We start from the raw sequence: 15,290 nt of genomic DNA, 5'->3' as shown, positions 1-15,290 counted from the left end.
GTCGAGTCTGAAGGGCGTGGTGGCCGGTTCAGAGCCCGAGCGCCCCGGCGAGTCCCGGGCCGGCGGCGACGAACACGAGCGTGATCCCGATCGCGGCCGCCGGGGGGATGGTGGCGTTGTCGTCGACGACGTAGCCCGCGACGACCGGCTTCACGCCGTCGGCCAGCGTCGCGCCCGCAGCGCCCGCGACGGCGGCCGCGAGCCCGACCGGCAGCGGCGTGACGGCGGTCGTAAACGGCGCCGCGAGCGCGAAGCAGACGAGGAACATCACGCCGAGGACGCCCGCCTGTTTGGCGCTGCCCGCGTCGTTGTCGCCCAGATAGCCCGAGACGGGGTCGCCGACGATCAGCATCAGCATCCCCGGGAGCGCCACCGCGGGGGCGAACACGAACGCCACGAGCGTCTGGGAGTAAGCGTACAGCGCGTAGCCCGCGACGTTGTCGCGTTCGTACTCGCGGGCCAGCGTGTCGAACAGCGGCCACTCGTAGTCGAGCACGAGCCGGACGAACTCGAGCGCCGAGACGGCCACCGACAGCGCGACGAGCAGGAGGCGCACCGCCGGCCAGTTGACCACGCCGAGCAGGTACAGCGCGGGGATCCCCACCCCGGAGGCGTGGACGCCGCGGCGCCCGAGTTCGCTCATTCGTCGGCGGTCTCGACGGTTTCGTACCGGCTCAACACGGCCTCGAAGTCCGCGTCGCCGTCGCGAAGCGCTTCGAGCTGGCCGACCAGTTCGCCGACCGGGATGCGGGCCTGTGCGCCCGTGTCGCGGTCCCGGAGCGTGACGGTCGTGGGGTCGTCCTCCAGCCCGTCGCGGTCGACGGTGACACAGAACGGCGTGCCGACCTCGTCCTGCCGGCGGTAGCGCCGGCCGATCGAGCCCGAGTCGTCACGGGTGGCGTCGAAGCCGGCCGAGCGAAGCGTCGAGACCACGTCGCTGGCGGTGTCGAGCAGCGGCTCGTGGTTGCTCACGAGCGGGAACACCGCCACGTCCGTCGGTGCCATCTCGGGCGCGAGCGAGAGGTAGTCCCGGGGCTCGCCGCCGAGCTCGTCGCGCTGGAGCCCGTGGTCGATCAGCGTGTAGACGGTGCGGTCGACGCCGAAGGAAGGTTCGATCACGTGCGGGACGATATGCTCGCCCGCCTCGGTCTCCTCGACGACCTCGAAGTTCGCGACCGCGGTGTCGACGGTGTACTCCTCGCCGTCGACGGCGACGGTCACCTCGTCGTCGTGGAACGCGTCGGGATCGCGCTCGGCCAGCTCCTCGAGCGCCGCGGCGACCGCGCCGGCGTCGCCGCCGAACTCCGGCCCGAGCGTCGACATGTCGGGGTCGACACTGGGGCGCTCGACGGTGCGGGGCTCGTCGTACTGCTTGAACACGGTGAAGTTGTCGTCGCTGGCCTCGGCGTGTTTCGAGAGGTCGTAGTCGCTCCGGGTCGAGAAGCCCGCGATCTCGATCCAGTCGCCGCCCGCGCTCTCGACTTTGGCCTCCGCGTCCCAGCAGTCCGCGGCGTAGTGGGCGCGCTCGCCCGGGAGGTGCTGACGGAAGCGCAGCTGCTCGGTGTCGACGCCGATGCGCTCGTACCACTCCTGAGCGACGCCGAGGTAGTAGGCGATCCAGTCCGAGGAGATCACGTTCTGCTCGACCGCCTCGGCGACGGTGAGCTCTTGATACCCCTCCGCGGCGGGCGCGTCCTCGGCCTGCTCGGTCGCGGGGTAGAGCCGGAGTTCGACGTCCTCGACTTTCTCGAGGTCGGGCTCGTCGGTCTCGGGATCGATGAACGTCTCCAGTTCGGCCTGCGTGAGTTCGCGCACCCGGATCAGACCCCGCCGGGGCGAGATCTCGTTGCGGTACGCCGGGCCGATCTGGGTGACGCCGAACGGGAGCTTCCCGCGGGCGTACTCCTTCAGCCGCGGGAACTCCACGAAGATGCCCTGAGCGGTCTCGGGGCGGAGGTAGCCAGGCTGGCCCGAGCCGGGGCCGATGCTCGTCTGGAACATGAGGTTGAACTCCTCGACGTCCTGCCCGCCGAGGTCGGCGCCACAGGCCGGGCAGACGAGCTCGTGCTCGGCGATCAGGTCGGCGACTGCCTCGGGTTCGAGCGCCTCGGCGTCTTCGAGGTCGGTCGCGTCCTCGACGAGGTGGTCCGCGCGGTGGGACTCGCCGCAGTCGGCACACTCGACGAGCATGTCGTCGAACGTGTCGAGGTGGCCCGACGCCTCGAAGACGGGTTCGGGCATGATCGTCGGCGCCGCGATCTCCTCGTTGTCCTCCTTGAGCGCGAAGCGGTCGCGCCACGCCGCCTCGACGTTGCGCTTGAGCGCCGCGCCCTCGGGGCCGAACGTGTAGAAGCCGGCGGCGCCGCCGTACGCTTCCGCCGAGGCGAAAAAGAAGCCCCGGCGCTTGGCGAGTTCGGTGACGTCGGCGTGGTCGCTCATCAGACTGCCTCCAGCAGGTGAACGTCCCGGAGCACGCCCGCGATCTCGCCGCCGCTGACGACCGGGATCTGTTCGATGTCGTTCGTGATCATGAGCTGTGCGGCCTCGACGGCGGACTTGCGCTTCGAGACGGTCACCACGTCCTCGGTCATGAACGTCGAGACCGGCTCGTCGGGGAACTCGACGTTCCGCGTGGGGACGTAGCGGTTGCCGACCGACTGGACGCTCTCCCACTTCCAGTCCTCGTCGTCGCCGGCCATCGAGGCGCCGGCGTCCTCCTCGCCCTCGACGACCTCGGCGACGGCGACGATGTCGACCTCGGTGAGCATCCCCGTCATCTCGGCGTCGTCGCCGAGCACGACCGTGTAGGGCACGTCCGCGAGGCCGATCTCGCGCTCGGCGACCGGGAGGGGCGTCCCGGCGTAGGTGGTGTTGACCGTCCCGTTACAGAGATCGCCCACGTCGGCCTCGGTGCCGACCTCCTCGCGGGCGAGCGCGTGGATCACGTCGGTGATGGTGACGATGCCCACGAGCGTCCCGTCGTCGGTGGCGTCGACGACCGGAACACGGCGCGTGCCCGCCGAGAGCATCAGCGCCGCGAGCTCGTGGAGCGTCGCGTCGGCGGTCGTCGTCGGCACCTCACGCATCAGCAGCGCGAGGTCGTCCTCGTCGGGGTGTTCGATCAGATCGTCCCGGGAGACCAGCCCCCGGTAGCGCTCGCCCTCGTCCGATTCACGGACGACCGGTACGGAGGAGAACTTCCGTTCCTGCAGGTACTCGAGGGCGTCGTCGCGCGAGCCCGGGAGCGAGACAGTCACGAGGTCTTCCGCGGGCGTCATGGCGTCGCCAACCTTCATGCAATCCCCTTCTCTTGGGCCCCTCTTGTACTCTGCGAAGGTGTGCGCGGCGTTGGCGGGCGCGTATGCCGAAGGTGTGCGCGGTACTGGCAACCGCGTATGCCGAAGGTGTGCGCGGCGTTGGCGGCGGGCCCGTCCCGGGAACGTGGCGCCGCCACCCGTGTGAATGTGCCTCAATGTTTCGACGGGTTTATATCGCTGTGCGTGGGATAGTGTACCATGGCACCGGGCACGGTTCACGGCGGCGACGACGTGATGGGCTCGCTGGACGACGCCGAGTTCGTTATCGCGGATCTCGGCCGGGAGGAGGCCTGGATCTCGGTAGCCGAGGCCGACGCGCCGGTCGTCGAGGAGTGGGCGTAGCGGACACGCCAGTCCTCGCCCGTCGATCCGCCGTTTTTCCGCCCGCTTCGAACGCCGAGCAGTCGCGGGACCGTAACGCCACTCCCGTCGGTCAGTCCGGGTGGCGGGCGGCGCCGCGGGGCGTGCCCACCCGGCAGGGGTGAGGTTTTTGTCCTCGTCGCTGCTGTACTTTCGTATGGATTACCGCGAACTCTCGCCCGACCGCGAGTTCCTCGCGCGCCTCGAAACCGGCGCCGACTGGCGCGAGGAGATCGAGTCGCTGGCGGTCGAGGAGGACGTCGACGCGGCGTGGTTCAACGCGATGGGCGCGGTGCAGGACGCCGTCGTCTGGTTCTACGACCAGCAGGAGGGCGAGTACGAGTCCGTCGAGTTCGAGGAGCCCCTCGAAGTCGCGGCCTGCATGGGCAACGTCTCCTACCTCGACGGCGAGCGGTTCGCGCACACGCACGCCGTGCTCTCGCGGCCGAGCGGGCAGGCGCTCGCGGGCCACCTCGACGCCGCCACGGTGTTCGCGGGCGAAGTGTACATGCGGACGTTCGAGGAACCGCTGGAGCGTGAACACGACGAAGAGACCGATCTGGACCTCTGGCTGTGACCCCGACCCCCCGAGGTGAACGGCGGTGAGAGACGACGACGAGCGGTACTTCGAGCGCCTCGAAGACCAACTCGACGACGCGTTCGAGCGCGCCGAGGCCGCCCGCGAGCAGGGTCGGGACCCGAAGACGGAGATCGAGATTCCGACCGCGCGGGACATGGCCGACCGCGTCGAGAACATCCTCGGGATCCCCGGGGTCGCCGAGCGCGTCCGCGAGCTCGAAGGGCAGATGAGCCGCGAGGAGGCCGCGCTCGAACTCGTGGAGGACTTCGTCGACGGCAACGTCGGCGACTACGACAGCCGCGAGGGGAAGATCGAGGGTGCGGTTCGGACCGCGGTCGCCCTCCTGACCGAGGGCGTCGTCGCCGCGCCGATCGAGGGGATCGACCGCGCGGAGCTGCTCCAGAACGACGACGGGACCGAGTTCGTCAACGTCTACTACGCCGGCCCGATCCGCTCTGCGGGCGGGACCGCACAGGCGCTGTCGGTGCTCGTGGCCGACTACGCCCGCTCGCTGCTCGGCATCGAGGAGTTCCACGCCCGGGACGACGAGATCGAACGCTACGCCGAGGAGGTCGCGCTGTACGAGAAGGAGACGGGGCTCCAGTACACGCCGAAGGACAAGGAGACGAAGTTCATCGCCGAGCACATGCCGATCATGCTGGACGGCGAGGCCACCGGCGACGAGGAGGTGTCGGGGTTCCGGGACCTCGAACGCGTCGACACCAACTCCGCCCGCGGCGGGATGTGTCTGGTTCTGGCGGAGGGGATCGCGCTGAAGGCCCCGAAGATCCAGCGGTACACCCGCCAGCTCGACGAGGTCGACTGGCCGTGGCTGCAGGACCTCATCGACGGGACGTACTACGACGAGGGCGGCGACGACGCGGACGACGCAGACGCGGACGACGAAGAGGAAGCCGAGGCCGAGGACGACGAGGCGGAGAGGGAGTCCGAGGGCCCGGTTCGGCACGAGCCCGCGACGAAGTACCTCCGGGACCTGATCGCCGGCCGCCCGGTGTTCAGCCACCCCTCGGAGTCCGGCGGGTTCCGGCTCCGGTACGGCCGCGCCCGCAACCACGGGTTCGCGACCGCGGGGATCCACCCCGCGACGATGCATCTGGTCGACGACTTTCTCGCGACGGGGACCCAGATCAAGACCGAGCGGCCGGGGAAGGCCGCCGGCATCATCCCCGTCGACTCGATCGAGGGGCCGACCGTCCGCCTCGCGAACGGCGACGTGCGGCGGATCGACGACCCCGAGGAGGCGCTGGAGATCCGCAACGGCGTCGACGAGATCCTCGACCTCGGCGAGTACCTCGTCAACTTCGGGGAGTACGTCGAGAACAACCACCCGCTCTCGCCGGCGTCCTACGCCGTCGAGTGGTGGGAGCAGGAGTTCGACGACGCCGGCGCGGACGTGCAGGCGCTCCGGGACGACCCCCACGTCGACCTCGACGAGCCCGGGCCCCGGACGGCGCTTGACTGGGCGGACCGCTACGACTGCCCGCTCCACCCCGAGTACACGTACCTCTGGCACGACATCTCCGTCGCGGAGTTCGACGCGCTCGCGGCCGCGGCGGCCGACGGCGAGATCACGGACGACGGGCTCCGACTCCCCCGGAGCGACGACGTCCAGCGCGCGCTGGAGCGACTGCTCGTCGAACACACCGCGAGCGAGGAGACGCTAGTCGTGCCGGAGTACCGCCCGCTGCTGCGATCGCTGGGCGTGACGACGGAACTGGAGCGGCAGTGGACCCCCGCGGATCTGAGCGAGCGCGCGCGAACGTGGGGCGCCGATGCGGGGGACGAGGCGGTCGCGGACGGCGGGATGGCGGTCCGGGACGGCGACACCGACGCTGCCGAACCGTCCGTCGACGCCGACGGGCCCCCGCTACCCGGCACGAACGCGATCGAGGCGGTGAACGAGATCGCTCCCTTCACCGTTCGAGAGCGGGCCCCCACCCGGATCGGGAACCGGATGGGGCGGCCCGAGAAGTCCGAGAGCCGAGACCTCTCGCCGGCGGTCCACACGATGTTCCCGATCGGTGAGGCCGGCGGGAGCCAGCGCGACGTGGCGAAGGCAGCCAAGGAGCGCACCGACGCCGGCCGCGGACAGATCGAGGTCAGCCTCGGCGAACGCGAGTGTCCCGAGTGCGGCGAGCACACCTACGAGAACCGCTGTCCGGAGTGTGAGGCACACACCGAGCCGTACTACGAGTGCGACGACTGCGGCGTCGAGGTCGAGCCGGACGAGTCCGGCCGCGTGGTCTGCCCGCGCTGTGAGTGGGAAGTCGAGAGCCCCGAGGAGCGCACGGTCGACCTCAACTCGGTGTACCACGACGCGCTCGAGAGCGTCGGGGAGCGCGAGGGGAGCTTCTCCATCCTGAAAGGCGTACAGGGACTGATGTCGGCGAACGAGACGCCCGAGCCGATGGAGAAAGGCATTCTGCGTGCCAAACACGGCGTCTCCTCGTTCAAGGACGGCACCGTGCGCTACGACATGACCGACCTGCCGGTCACCTCGGTCCGGCCCGAGGAGCTGGACACCACCGCCGCGGAGTTCCGCCGGCTGGGGTACGAGACCGACATCGACGGCGAGCCGCTGGAGCACGACGACCAGCTGGTCGAACTGAAGGTGCAGGACATCGTGCTCCCCGACGGCGCCGCCGAGCACATGATGCGCACGGCGGACTTCGTCGACGACCTGCTCGAACGGTTCTACGGCCTCGATCCCTTCTACGAGATCGAGGACCGCGACGATCTGGTGGGCGAACTCGTGTTCGGGATGGCGCCGCACACCTCCGCCGCGGTGGTGGGCAGGGTGGTCGGATTCACGAGTGCCGCCGTGGGGTACGCACACCCGTACTTCCACGCGGCGAAGCGGCGGAACTGCTTCCACCCCGAGACGAAGGTGTGGTTCCGCGACGAGACCGAGTCGTGGCACCACGAGGAGATTCAGTCGCTCGTCGAGGATCGCCTCGATCCGGAGACTGCCGAGACGGACGATTTCGGCACACTCGTGCAGGAACTCGACGGCGACGTGTTCGTTCCATCCATCGACGCCGACGGGAACGAGGTCGTCAAGCCCGTCGAGGCGGTGAGCAAACACCCCGCGCCGGAGCACATGGTCCGCGTCGAGACTCGGAGCGGCCGGGAGATCACGGTGACGCCGGATCACGAGATGCAGGTGTTCGACGGGGAGATCCAGTCGAAGAAGGCGTCCGAACTGACTGAGGACGACAGCATCGTGAAGCCGGACGGTCTGGATACGGTTTCTCCGGATCAGACGACGAGATTCGACCTTCTCGAAGAGTTCCTACAGGTAGACGAGATCGACAACGGCCGACTGACTATCAAAGGACTGGAGAAAGAGTGGCTGTACGACCTGTTTACTGAGCAGCTCGCAGCGGACTACGAGGGGACGTTCTACCCGCTGAAAAGCACAGCCGAGGTTCTCGGGCTGAGTAAGAAAGGCTTGAGCAACTACATCTACCGCGAGAGTATCCCCGCCGAGTTGCTCCTCGAGTTGTTCGACACGACAGATTCGTTCCTCGAACGGCTCCCCGACGAGGTCCGGCTCGGCGTAAAGCGCGACGGGCCAGCGATGGACCGCTTCGTCGAACTGAACGAACGGGTCGCTACGCTTCTCGGATACTACGCAGCGGAGGGCTTCGCGCGCAAGCAGGAGACACCGAAAGGGACGATTCACCAAACCACCATCTGTGGGACGGAAGCGGAAGCGCGGGAGTTCTTCCTCGACGTTCTCAGCGAGGAATTCGGCGTCGAACCGTACCGCGAGAACGACGCGAAAGTGACGGCTTCCGGTCGACTGCTTCGGACGTTCTTCGATACGGTCCTCGACGCAGGGACGACGGCCGAGACGAAATCGGTCCCGCAACCGATCTTCGACGCCCCAGACGCGACCGTCGCCGCGTACCTCCGCGGCTACTTCAGCGGTGATGGGGCAGCGTCGACGAACGCCGCCGTCGTCTCAGCGACGACAGTCAGCCGAGAACTGAAAGAAGACCTGCTCGCCCTGTTGACTCGGCTGGGTATCGTTTCGAGTGTCAAGACGACCGAGCCGTCACCGCTCCACGAGTACTTCCCGGACTACTACGATATCGACGACCCACGTGAATCCGCACGGAGATACGTCCTCTCGATTAGTTCGGAAGACGCAGTTACGTTCTCGGAAACAGTCGGGTTCCACCTCACACGAAAGACCGAGACTCTCGAAGCGCAGTTAGCGGCACGGAACACGCAAAAGCGACGTGTATTCGACGGCGGTGACGGGGACTACCTCGTCGAGTCCGTCGCGTCGGTGGAGTACGTCGAAAGCAACACCGAGAACACGTACTGCCTCACTGTCGAGGACACACACTCACTAATCGCGAACGATACCGCTCAAAAGCAGTGCGATGGTGACGAGGACTGCGTCATGCTCCTGCTCGACGGCCTGCTCAACTTCTCGAAGGAGTTCCTGCCCGACCAGCGTGGCGGCCGGATGGACGCGCCGCTCGTGATGTCCTCCCGGATCGACCCCAGCGAGATCGACGACGAGGCGCACAACATGGACATCGTCCGGCAGTACCCCAAGGAGTTCTACGAGGCTACCCTCGAAATGGCCGACCCCGAGGAGGTCGAGGAGCTGATCCAGATCGGCGAGGACACGCTCGGCACCGACGACGAGTACCACGGGTTCGACCACACCCACGACACCACGGACCTCGCGCTCGGGCCGGACCTCTCGGCGTACAAGACGCTGGGCGACATGGAGACGAAGATGGACGCCCAACTCGAACTCTCCCGCAAGCTGCGGGCCGTCGACGAGACCGACGTGGCCGAGCGGGTGATCGAGAACCACTTCCTGCCGGACCTGATCGGGAACCTCCGGGCGTTCTCGCGGCAGGAGACGCGCTGTCTCGACTGCGGCGAGAAGTACCGCCGCGTGCCGCTGACCGGCGACTGCCGGGAGTGCGGCGGCCGGATGACGCTGACCGTCCACCGCGGTTCGGTGAACAAGTACATGGACATCGCCGTCGAGGTCGCCGAGGAGTACGGCTGCCGCGACTACACGAAACAGCGGTTAGAAGTGCTCGAACGGTCGCTGGAGTCGATCTTCGAGAACGACAAGAACAAGCCTGCGAGTTTGGCTGATTTTATGTGAATCCGACTTTCGACCAGACTACACAGCCAATTTCGACAGTATAGGATTTAGTCGTTTTTCTGAATTCCAGTATCGGAATACAGATAGGTAACTCAGATATCCAGAAAATCTAATAGAATGTTATACCGTGTTGCTTGGGAAAGGTCACTAACTCCCCCGGATAGACTGTGGTACCGGATTGTGTAGATGCGAGTTTTAATCTACGTAACTGGTACCAGACTCTTCTAATCGCAATAGGGCGTAGGGATATAGGAGGAAACCAGAGTATATTACACAGAATAGGGAATACATTATTACTAAGATAGAAGCGAATTCTTGTTAACTGTTCTCCGTATCTGATATGTAGTAATTTCCATCTATTCTGTTCCCTATGAGAACACGAATTAGTATGTGAATCACTCACATTCTGAAGTTCGATGTTACCGAGCTTCGATACTGAACGGTGGGGGTCCGATAGGGTCGAACATGGTCATACTCTGGTTTCTACTCTAGTCTTCATTCAGAATTGCTTCAGAAAGTCCATGAGCTTTGTTCTATGCCCTTCAATTTCCATACGATTCATCCTATGGCCCAACCCCTACAGTCCCTTCTGGGGTCAACAGTTTCCATGTATGAAGATATAGGAGCTTAACGGAGAACACAGTCTCAAGAGTAGCTAGGAAATGAGTAGCTTCGGGAGGAATGTAGATCGGGAAGGAATCAATCAGCCACAGCTGACAGACTCAAAGAAAATCGAAGGAAAGCGAAGAGGTTAGAAAGTTTCACGAAAGTTTGGGTGAAGTTTGTTAAAGTTTTCAAGAAGTAGTGTATTGAATAGAATACTTAATTTCCTTATCTTTCGAATAAGAAAACTGGCGTTATATATCCCTAAAGTCGAAGGGTTTTTATGTCCGAGTAAAAATTCAAATCAAAATTCCCGAAATTTTTGAAATAAATCAGAATATGCTCAGAATGAAGGGGTGTGACGAGTCGTCATACCCCTATACCCCTGTTTAGACTCTAAAGAGGGGTCGTCATCGAATATCTGGCGTTGGGAAGTGAAATAGACCCCTGACGAGTCGTCATAGGTCCCCTTCATGTGAATCGTTGGGAAACGACCATACCATATGACGAGTCGTCATGTGGTGGGAAGTGAAAAGGTCCAGCGACTCGCTGGACCTTTCGTGTTTCATTCGAAGGATGAAGACTCTGCTATATCTTCATATACTTCATTTTTCCTGATGTATTCGTAACCTAGAAGCGAGTCGATGCTAGGTTCATCGAATATCTGTTTGGGGAATAGATAACGTCCATCTGAAGCGAGCAGCGAGTCGCTGTTCGCTCCGTGACCAGCGATGTGTCTTTGAAGTTTATCCTTATCAGTATGTTCCTTCCCACATTCGGGACATTCGACTGTCTCACTCTCCCCCACCAAATCCTTTCTTTTCCTACAAGTAATTGTAATTATAAAGTCTTTTATACTCCCTACGGCGTAGTGTAATAATGAAGACAGATGGGACGAACAAAATATACGACGGTCGGTGTGAAAGAGCAAACCCACGAAACCCTGAGCGAATACAGGGACAGAGAAGGGTATAGCTCATTTGAGGAAATGATTAGAACGGAAATTAATGCGGAATTTGAGGATTGATTTACTATGGCACTTAGAGATTTACTTAAAGATAGCGCGAAGAATAATGGTAGCAAACAAACTGGCGGGAGCATGGAAAGGATTAGAGTAGATAGCACTACTTCCCAAATCCAAGAAGCCGAGAGTAACGGCGCTTTAGTTCAGGGAGAAGAGGCTGAATTATCTCAGGGACCACGGACCACGGAGAAAGACGGACAAGAAGTGGTGGAGCTTGGAAAGTTCGAAGGGGATGAATCGCTTTCGACGGACAATATGCCAGATACGATATCCTTAGATTCCGCGAGTATGGGTCGCTCGGCTCTTTTCACAGAGGCAGAGAAAAATGCTATTGAGGAACTTGAAGCTGAAGAGCGACTTTCTGACTCTGATAAGGAATCCATCCAGAAGGTCGAAGAAGCATTGGACGACCCATCGATGCCGAACACTAGGCAGGGGCTCCTTACCCAAGCGGCCCGCGAAGAGGGTAAATTTGGGCTGTCTGAGGAAGAATTTGAAGATAAGCAAGACAAAATCCGTTCTGAACTTCAAGATCGGGATTGGATTGAGGAATCGCCCGAAGAGAAGCAGGTAAGCGAAATGACGGGGGAGGAATTTGGTGAAATCATTCAGAAGAACATGGGTGGTACTGAAGAAGCCGAGATGGAAAGAAACCCGGAAATTGAGGAAGAGGAAGAAGAGCTTTCCGTACCCGAAATTTCGGAGGAAGTGGCGGAACAAGCGGCTTCTGAATGGTCCCAACGTGGGGGAGTGTGGGAGGAATTCGCACAGGATATGAAGAATCACACTCAGATCCCCAATACTCACGTTACCTCAATTGCTCCCGACAGGAAGCAGATCGTAACGTCGTATGACAAATTGAAATCTGAAATTGAATCGCTAGAGGATGCTGAAATCTTAGAGAAGGACGGGGACGTTTTAATCGCAGAAGTACCCGCCCGGGAGGAATTCTAAATATGACTGTAGAAGAGCTTTCTGAAGGGTTAATAGCGAAATCACTCCCACAGGAACACCTAGAAAATTTGAAGGAAGATGTAAAAGAGAATGACGACGTTTTAGCAGTAATAGATAATGAAACAAAAGATAGTATTACTGTGATTCTGTCGCTCGCGCATTTACAGCCCGACCTTCAATATTTCCACTAAAACTAAGAAACTATTTTCGAGTTTAAACTAATAAACTGGCAAACTGTTCAAGTAAAGTTTTTAAATAAACACCACTAAATTTACGTAACAAGTAAGTCTGAATTTAGATATCTCTTGTTGTTCGCTAAAATCGGGCCGGTCCCAAGCCGACCCGGAGGCAGACTATGACATTCTCTACTTGTCGTTGCTCAAATAAATATCTGTTGGAAGAAAAGGCGGATAGTGACGCAAATAAAGATATTTTTGATCTATTTGACCATGACGTATTTATTCCTCTTGAGGATGGAAAGAAACACAGTTACGATACGGGATGGGATCAGAAACGGAATCTAATATCCCAAGCAGAAGCCGAGAAACACCTTCGGGAAGGTGGGAATGTCGGGGTAGTGATTGGGAAGTGGTTTGATGGAATCACATACGTATTGTTCGACATTGAAGAGGCTGGCATACTCCCTGAGGATTTCCGTTCGATTATTGATCCATATGCTCTTCTAACTGAGGGGACGGCCCACGACGGTAGGAATCGGATTGTTCGGATAGAAAGCCGAGAAGCATACAATCTGTTAGATTCCTTCCCCACGACAATAACCGATATCACAGAGGGGGAATCTGAGGATATTGAACTTCTGACTAATACAGGTACCCCACTTCCTCCCTCAGAAATTGACCATGCTAACTGTTCAGATTCAAAGGACTGTGACCAATCAGGGACGGGAAGGTATGTCCTTCAGTCAATCAATCCTGAAGCTCCCGCTATGGACATTGATTCAGTCCAAAGACTTGGACAGCTGTTAGGGATTGAACCCGAACAGGATTCCCGAGAGAGTGACATACCTTCAGGGAATGTAGATACTGAAGCTCCCCCAGTAGATCCGGGGATTAACCCTCAGAAGGAATTTGCCGAGAATGTCCCCTCAGTATCCCATAATTTCGAAGAGAGATATGAGTATATGCGCTTCGGTGATTGGGACGGTCAAGAGCTATTCTCTCGGCTATGGAATGGGGATTTCTCGGCTTTCTCGGGGTCTAACCCTCAAGGAAGGGCCGAATGTAAATTAGCAAATTATATCGGCTTCTTCATGGGGAGGAATCAGAGTATGATTCAGTTTGTAATGTCTACTCTGCCGTTCGATTCATACTATGCCAAGTACCCAAGTCACCGTAAGCAGCTACTCGAATGGGCTTCTGGGGAGGATTGGGTATTCTGTGAGGGAGTTAATTTCGACACAAAAAGCGACGTAGCAAATATTATACATATGGAAAGCGAAACATCAACTAGTGATATTGTAGATTGGACAGAGTATAAGGTAAGACAAGTGAGAAATACAATAGATATTCTGAAAGCAGAAGGTGTAGTAGAAACGGAAAGGCAGGGAAGGAAGAATGTCGTTCGGAATATCGGGATTACTGAAGGATACATAAACAGATTAGAAAATACTAATCAGAAGCACAATCCCGACTCTCCGAAGATTACACTCTCAGATAATACTTCTCAGAAGGTGGAAATATGACTAACCAGTATTTGTTTGATATATACAATAAATCCTTACTTCCTTTTGTTAACATTGCCGATGGGCCTAAATTCGCAAGACGGCTCTACAACCATTTAAGTAGGGGTAATCCATGATAGACATGATTCAGATATGCCGGCGAATAGATATCCAAGTACCTGAGGGATTTGAGGTTCAAAATATCCGCATTAATTTGGAGTATGTAACCCCGGACATTCGGGAAGAGGAATGGCCCGAGATTATCGATCAATTCCAGCGTATCGCTTCTAATGAGCTTCAGTCAGATTTGACGGTCACTCAGGATAGTAACTTGACTGAGTTATGGGATTTCGATATTGCTCATTCAAACTGTGGGACTGAGCCAATGTATGATGCTTCTTCAGAAGAATACTATTGCGTAGTATGTAATGACTCAATCTGGGATTACTGAATATGTCTGTAAAGCAAATCACCGACACAAGTACCGAGTTGAAGCTGATTAGATGTGCGATTCAAGATCCAGAGCTAATCGATGCTCTAGAGAACTACACTCACGACAAGGATTACAACGAGAAAATCCTGATAGAAGTGGCTATTGGGAAGTTCCTTGAGGAAGAGGGATATTTATGATCTTGTCCATACTCTCGGCTCTGGCGTTCGGACTTGGGATTAGTCTCTTGTCATTCGGTATTATCTTCGGCTATCGGACTTTCTTCGGGGATTCTGCATTTGATAACCCTCTGATTCCGATGGGAGTTTCGTTCATATTTTCGACTGTGGGACTGTCGCTTCTGTATGGGGTGATTGGCTAGTCATAGATCGGTAGGTAGAGGGAAGGTATTTATGAGCAGTTGACCAATTACCCTTGTGTCCACACCATCGCTCACTCCCGCTGACCGTTTTGCGCAAACTGCGGGCGTGATTCGTCAGTTATTGGGAGCATGGCTTCTATTGGGGTTCCTTTTTGGGATGGTCGTGCTTTTCGTAGAGCTTCCCTCATTCGTTGAGTATCTCATCGTCTCCAGTACGGTTCCGGTGGGAGCGGTAATTGTCTTCATTTGGCGTGCCTACCCCGCTTACAAAGAGTCAGTTCAGTAGATTCGCAACCCCACTTACCGGCTGTTTCAGGAATTGGGATATGAAATTAGTGGGTATCCAGAATCCACCCATCCTGATTTTCTACGATACCCCGATCTTGGAGAGACTGTAAGGACTGTCTGATTTCATCCCGAGAAATATCATAGGCCAATTCTTCTGAGATGGATTCAGGGGTCATATTCTGGCCTTGTATGAGAGAATAAACCACCCAAAGCTCTGTTTCGTTCGATACTTCTATGTCCATACCTGTAGTATATTCTGGCATACAATAAATCCTAAGCCCCAACGACACTATCCAGAGTGTATGGACATACCTCCCGGACCCAAAGGCATTAACCTGAGATTTTGGACCACAGTAGCTATTGGCCTATTCATAGCCATTGGCTCTATTCTCACGGTATTCGAAATCCGGTGGGTAGAGGATATAGCGATATTTCTTTCCGAAAATATTCTCCTAGTTTTCTCAGTAGTATGTATATCATATTTATGTTGGAAATCTTTCGGTTACT

At 58.6% G+C, this 15,290-nt stretch carries 10 protein-coding genes; 7 read left to right on the top strand and 3 right to left on the bottom strand.

Features of this window, described 5'->3' with window-relative positions:
• Positions 1-28: 28 nt before the first annotated feature.
• The 3 genes from ACQUSM_RS14250 to ACQUSM_RS14240 are packed head-to-tail and all read right to left on the bottom strand — an operon-like array spanning position 29 to position 3,296.
• On the bottom strand, positions 29-643 hold the full coding sequence (locus ACQUSM_RS14250) for a dolichol kinase (RefSeq protein ID WP_435119636.1): 615 nt from the start codon (positions 641-643) through the stop codon (positions 29-31).
• On the bottom strand, positions 640-2,439 hold the full coding sequence (gene glyS / locus ACQUSM_RS14245; RefSeq protein WP_435119634.1) for a glycine--tRNA ligase: 1,800 nt from the start codon (positions 2,437-2,439) through the stop codon (positions 640-642). The genes ACQUSM_RS14250 and glyS overlap by 4 nt, the downstream gene beginning before the upstream one ends.
• On the bottom strand, positions 2,439-3,296 hold the full coding sequence (locus ACQUSM_RS14240; protein WP_435119632.1) for a CBS domain-containing protein: 858 nt from the start codon (positions 3,294-3,296) through the stop codon (positions 2,439-2,441). The genes glyS and ACQUSM_RS14240 overlap by 1 nt, the downstream gene beginning before the upstream one ends.
• 219 nt (positions 3,297-3,515) lie before the next feature.
• Here ACQUSM_RS14240 and ACQUSM_RS14235 point away from each other — a divergent pair, with 219 nt between their 5' ends.
• The 7 genes from ACQUSM_RS14235 (at position 3,516) to ACQUSM_RS14205 (ending at position 14,313) form a co-directional block, all read left to right on the top strand.
• Positions 3,516-3,659: a DUF7556 family protein gene (locus ACQUSM_RS14235; protein WP_202594626.1), complete on the top strand. Its 144-nt coding sequence runs from the start codon at positions 3,516-3,518 to the stop codon at positions 3,657-3,659.
• Between the two features lie 175 nt (positions 3,660-3,834).
• On the top strand, positions 3,835-4,254 hold the full coding sequence (locus ACQUSM_RS14230; protein WP_435119629.1) for a PPC domain-containing DNA-binding protein: 420 nt from the start codon (positions 3,835-3,837) through the stop codon (positions 4,252-4,254).
• Between the two features lie 25 nt (positions 4,255-4,279).
• Positions 4,280-9,421 carry a DNA polymerase II large subunit gene (locus tag ACQUSM_RS14225; RefSeq protein WP_435119628.1) on the top strand — a complete coding sequence of 1,714 codons (5,142 nt, stop codon included), beginning with the start codon at positions 4,280-4,282 and terminating at the stop codon, positions 9,419-9,421.
• 1,636 nt (positions 9,422-11,057) lie between these two features.
• On the top strand, positions 11,058-12,002 hold the full coding sequence (locus tag ACQUSM_RS14220) for a hypothetical protein (protein WP_435119626.1): 945 nt from the start codon (positions 11,058-11,060) through the stop codon (positions 12,000-12,002).
• Between the two features lie 2 nt (positions 12,003-12,004).
• Positions 12,005-12,193 carry a hypothetical protein gene (locus tag ACQUSM_RS14215; RefSeq protein WP_435119624.1) on the top strand — a complete coding sequence of 63 codons (189 nt, stop codon included), beginning with the start codon at positions 12,005-12,007 and terminating at the stop codon, positions 12,191-12,193.
• A 203-nt stretch (positions 12,194-12,396) separates the two neighbouring features.
• Positions 12,397-13,704 (top strand): hypothetical protein, encoded by a 1,308-nt coding sequence (locus tag ACQUSM_RS14210; RefSeq protein WP_435119622.1) that lies wholly within the window; start codon positions 12,397-12,399, stop codon positions 13,702-13,704.
• A gap of 432 nt (positions 13,705-14,136) precedes the next feature.
• Positions 14,137-14,313: a hypothetical protein gene (locus ACQUSM_RS14205; RefSeq protein ID WP_435119620.1), complete on the top strand. Its 177-nt coding sequence runs from the start codon at positions 14,137-14,139 to the stop codon at positions 14,311-14,313.
• The last annotated feature ends 977 nt before the right edge of the window (positions 14,314-15,290 follow it).

The organism is Halolamina sp. C58 (assembly GCF_051195095.1).
Lineage (GTDB): Archaea > Halobacteriota > Halobacteria > Halobacteriales > Haloferacaceae > Halolamina.
Note: the sequence above shows the minus strand (reverse complement) of the source record. Positions and strands in the feature narration are given on the sequence as shown.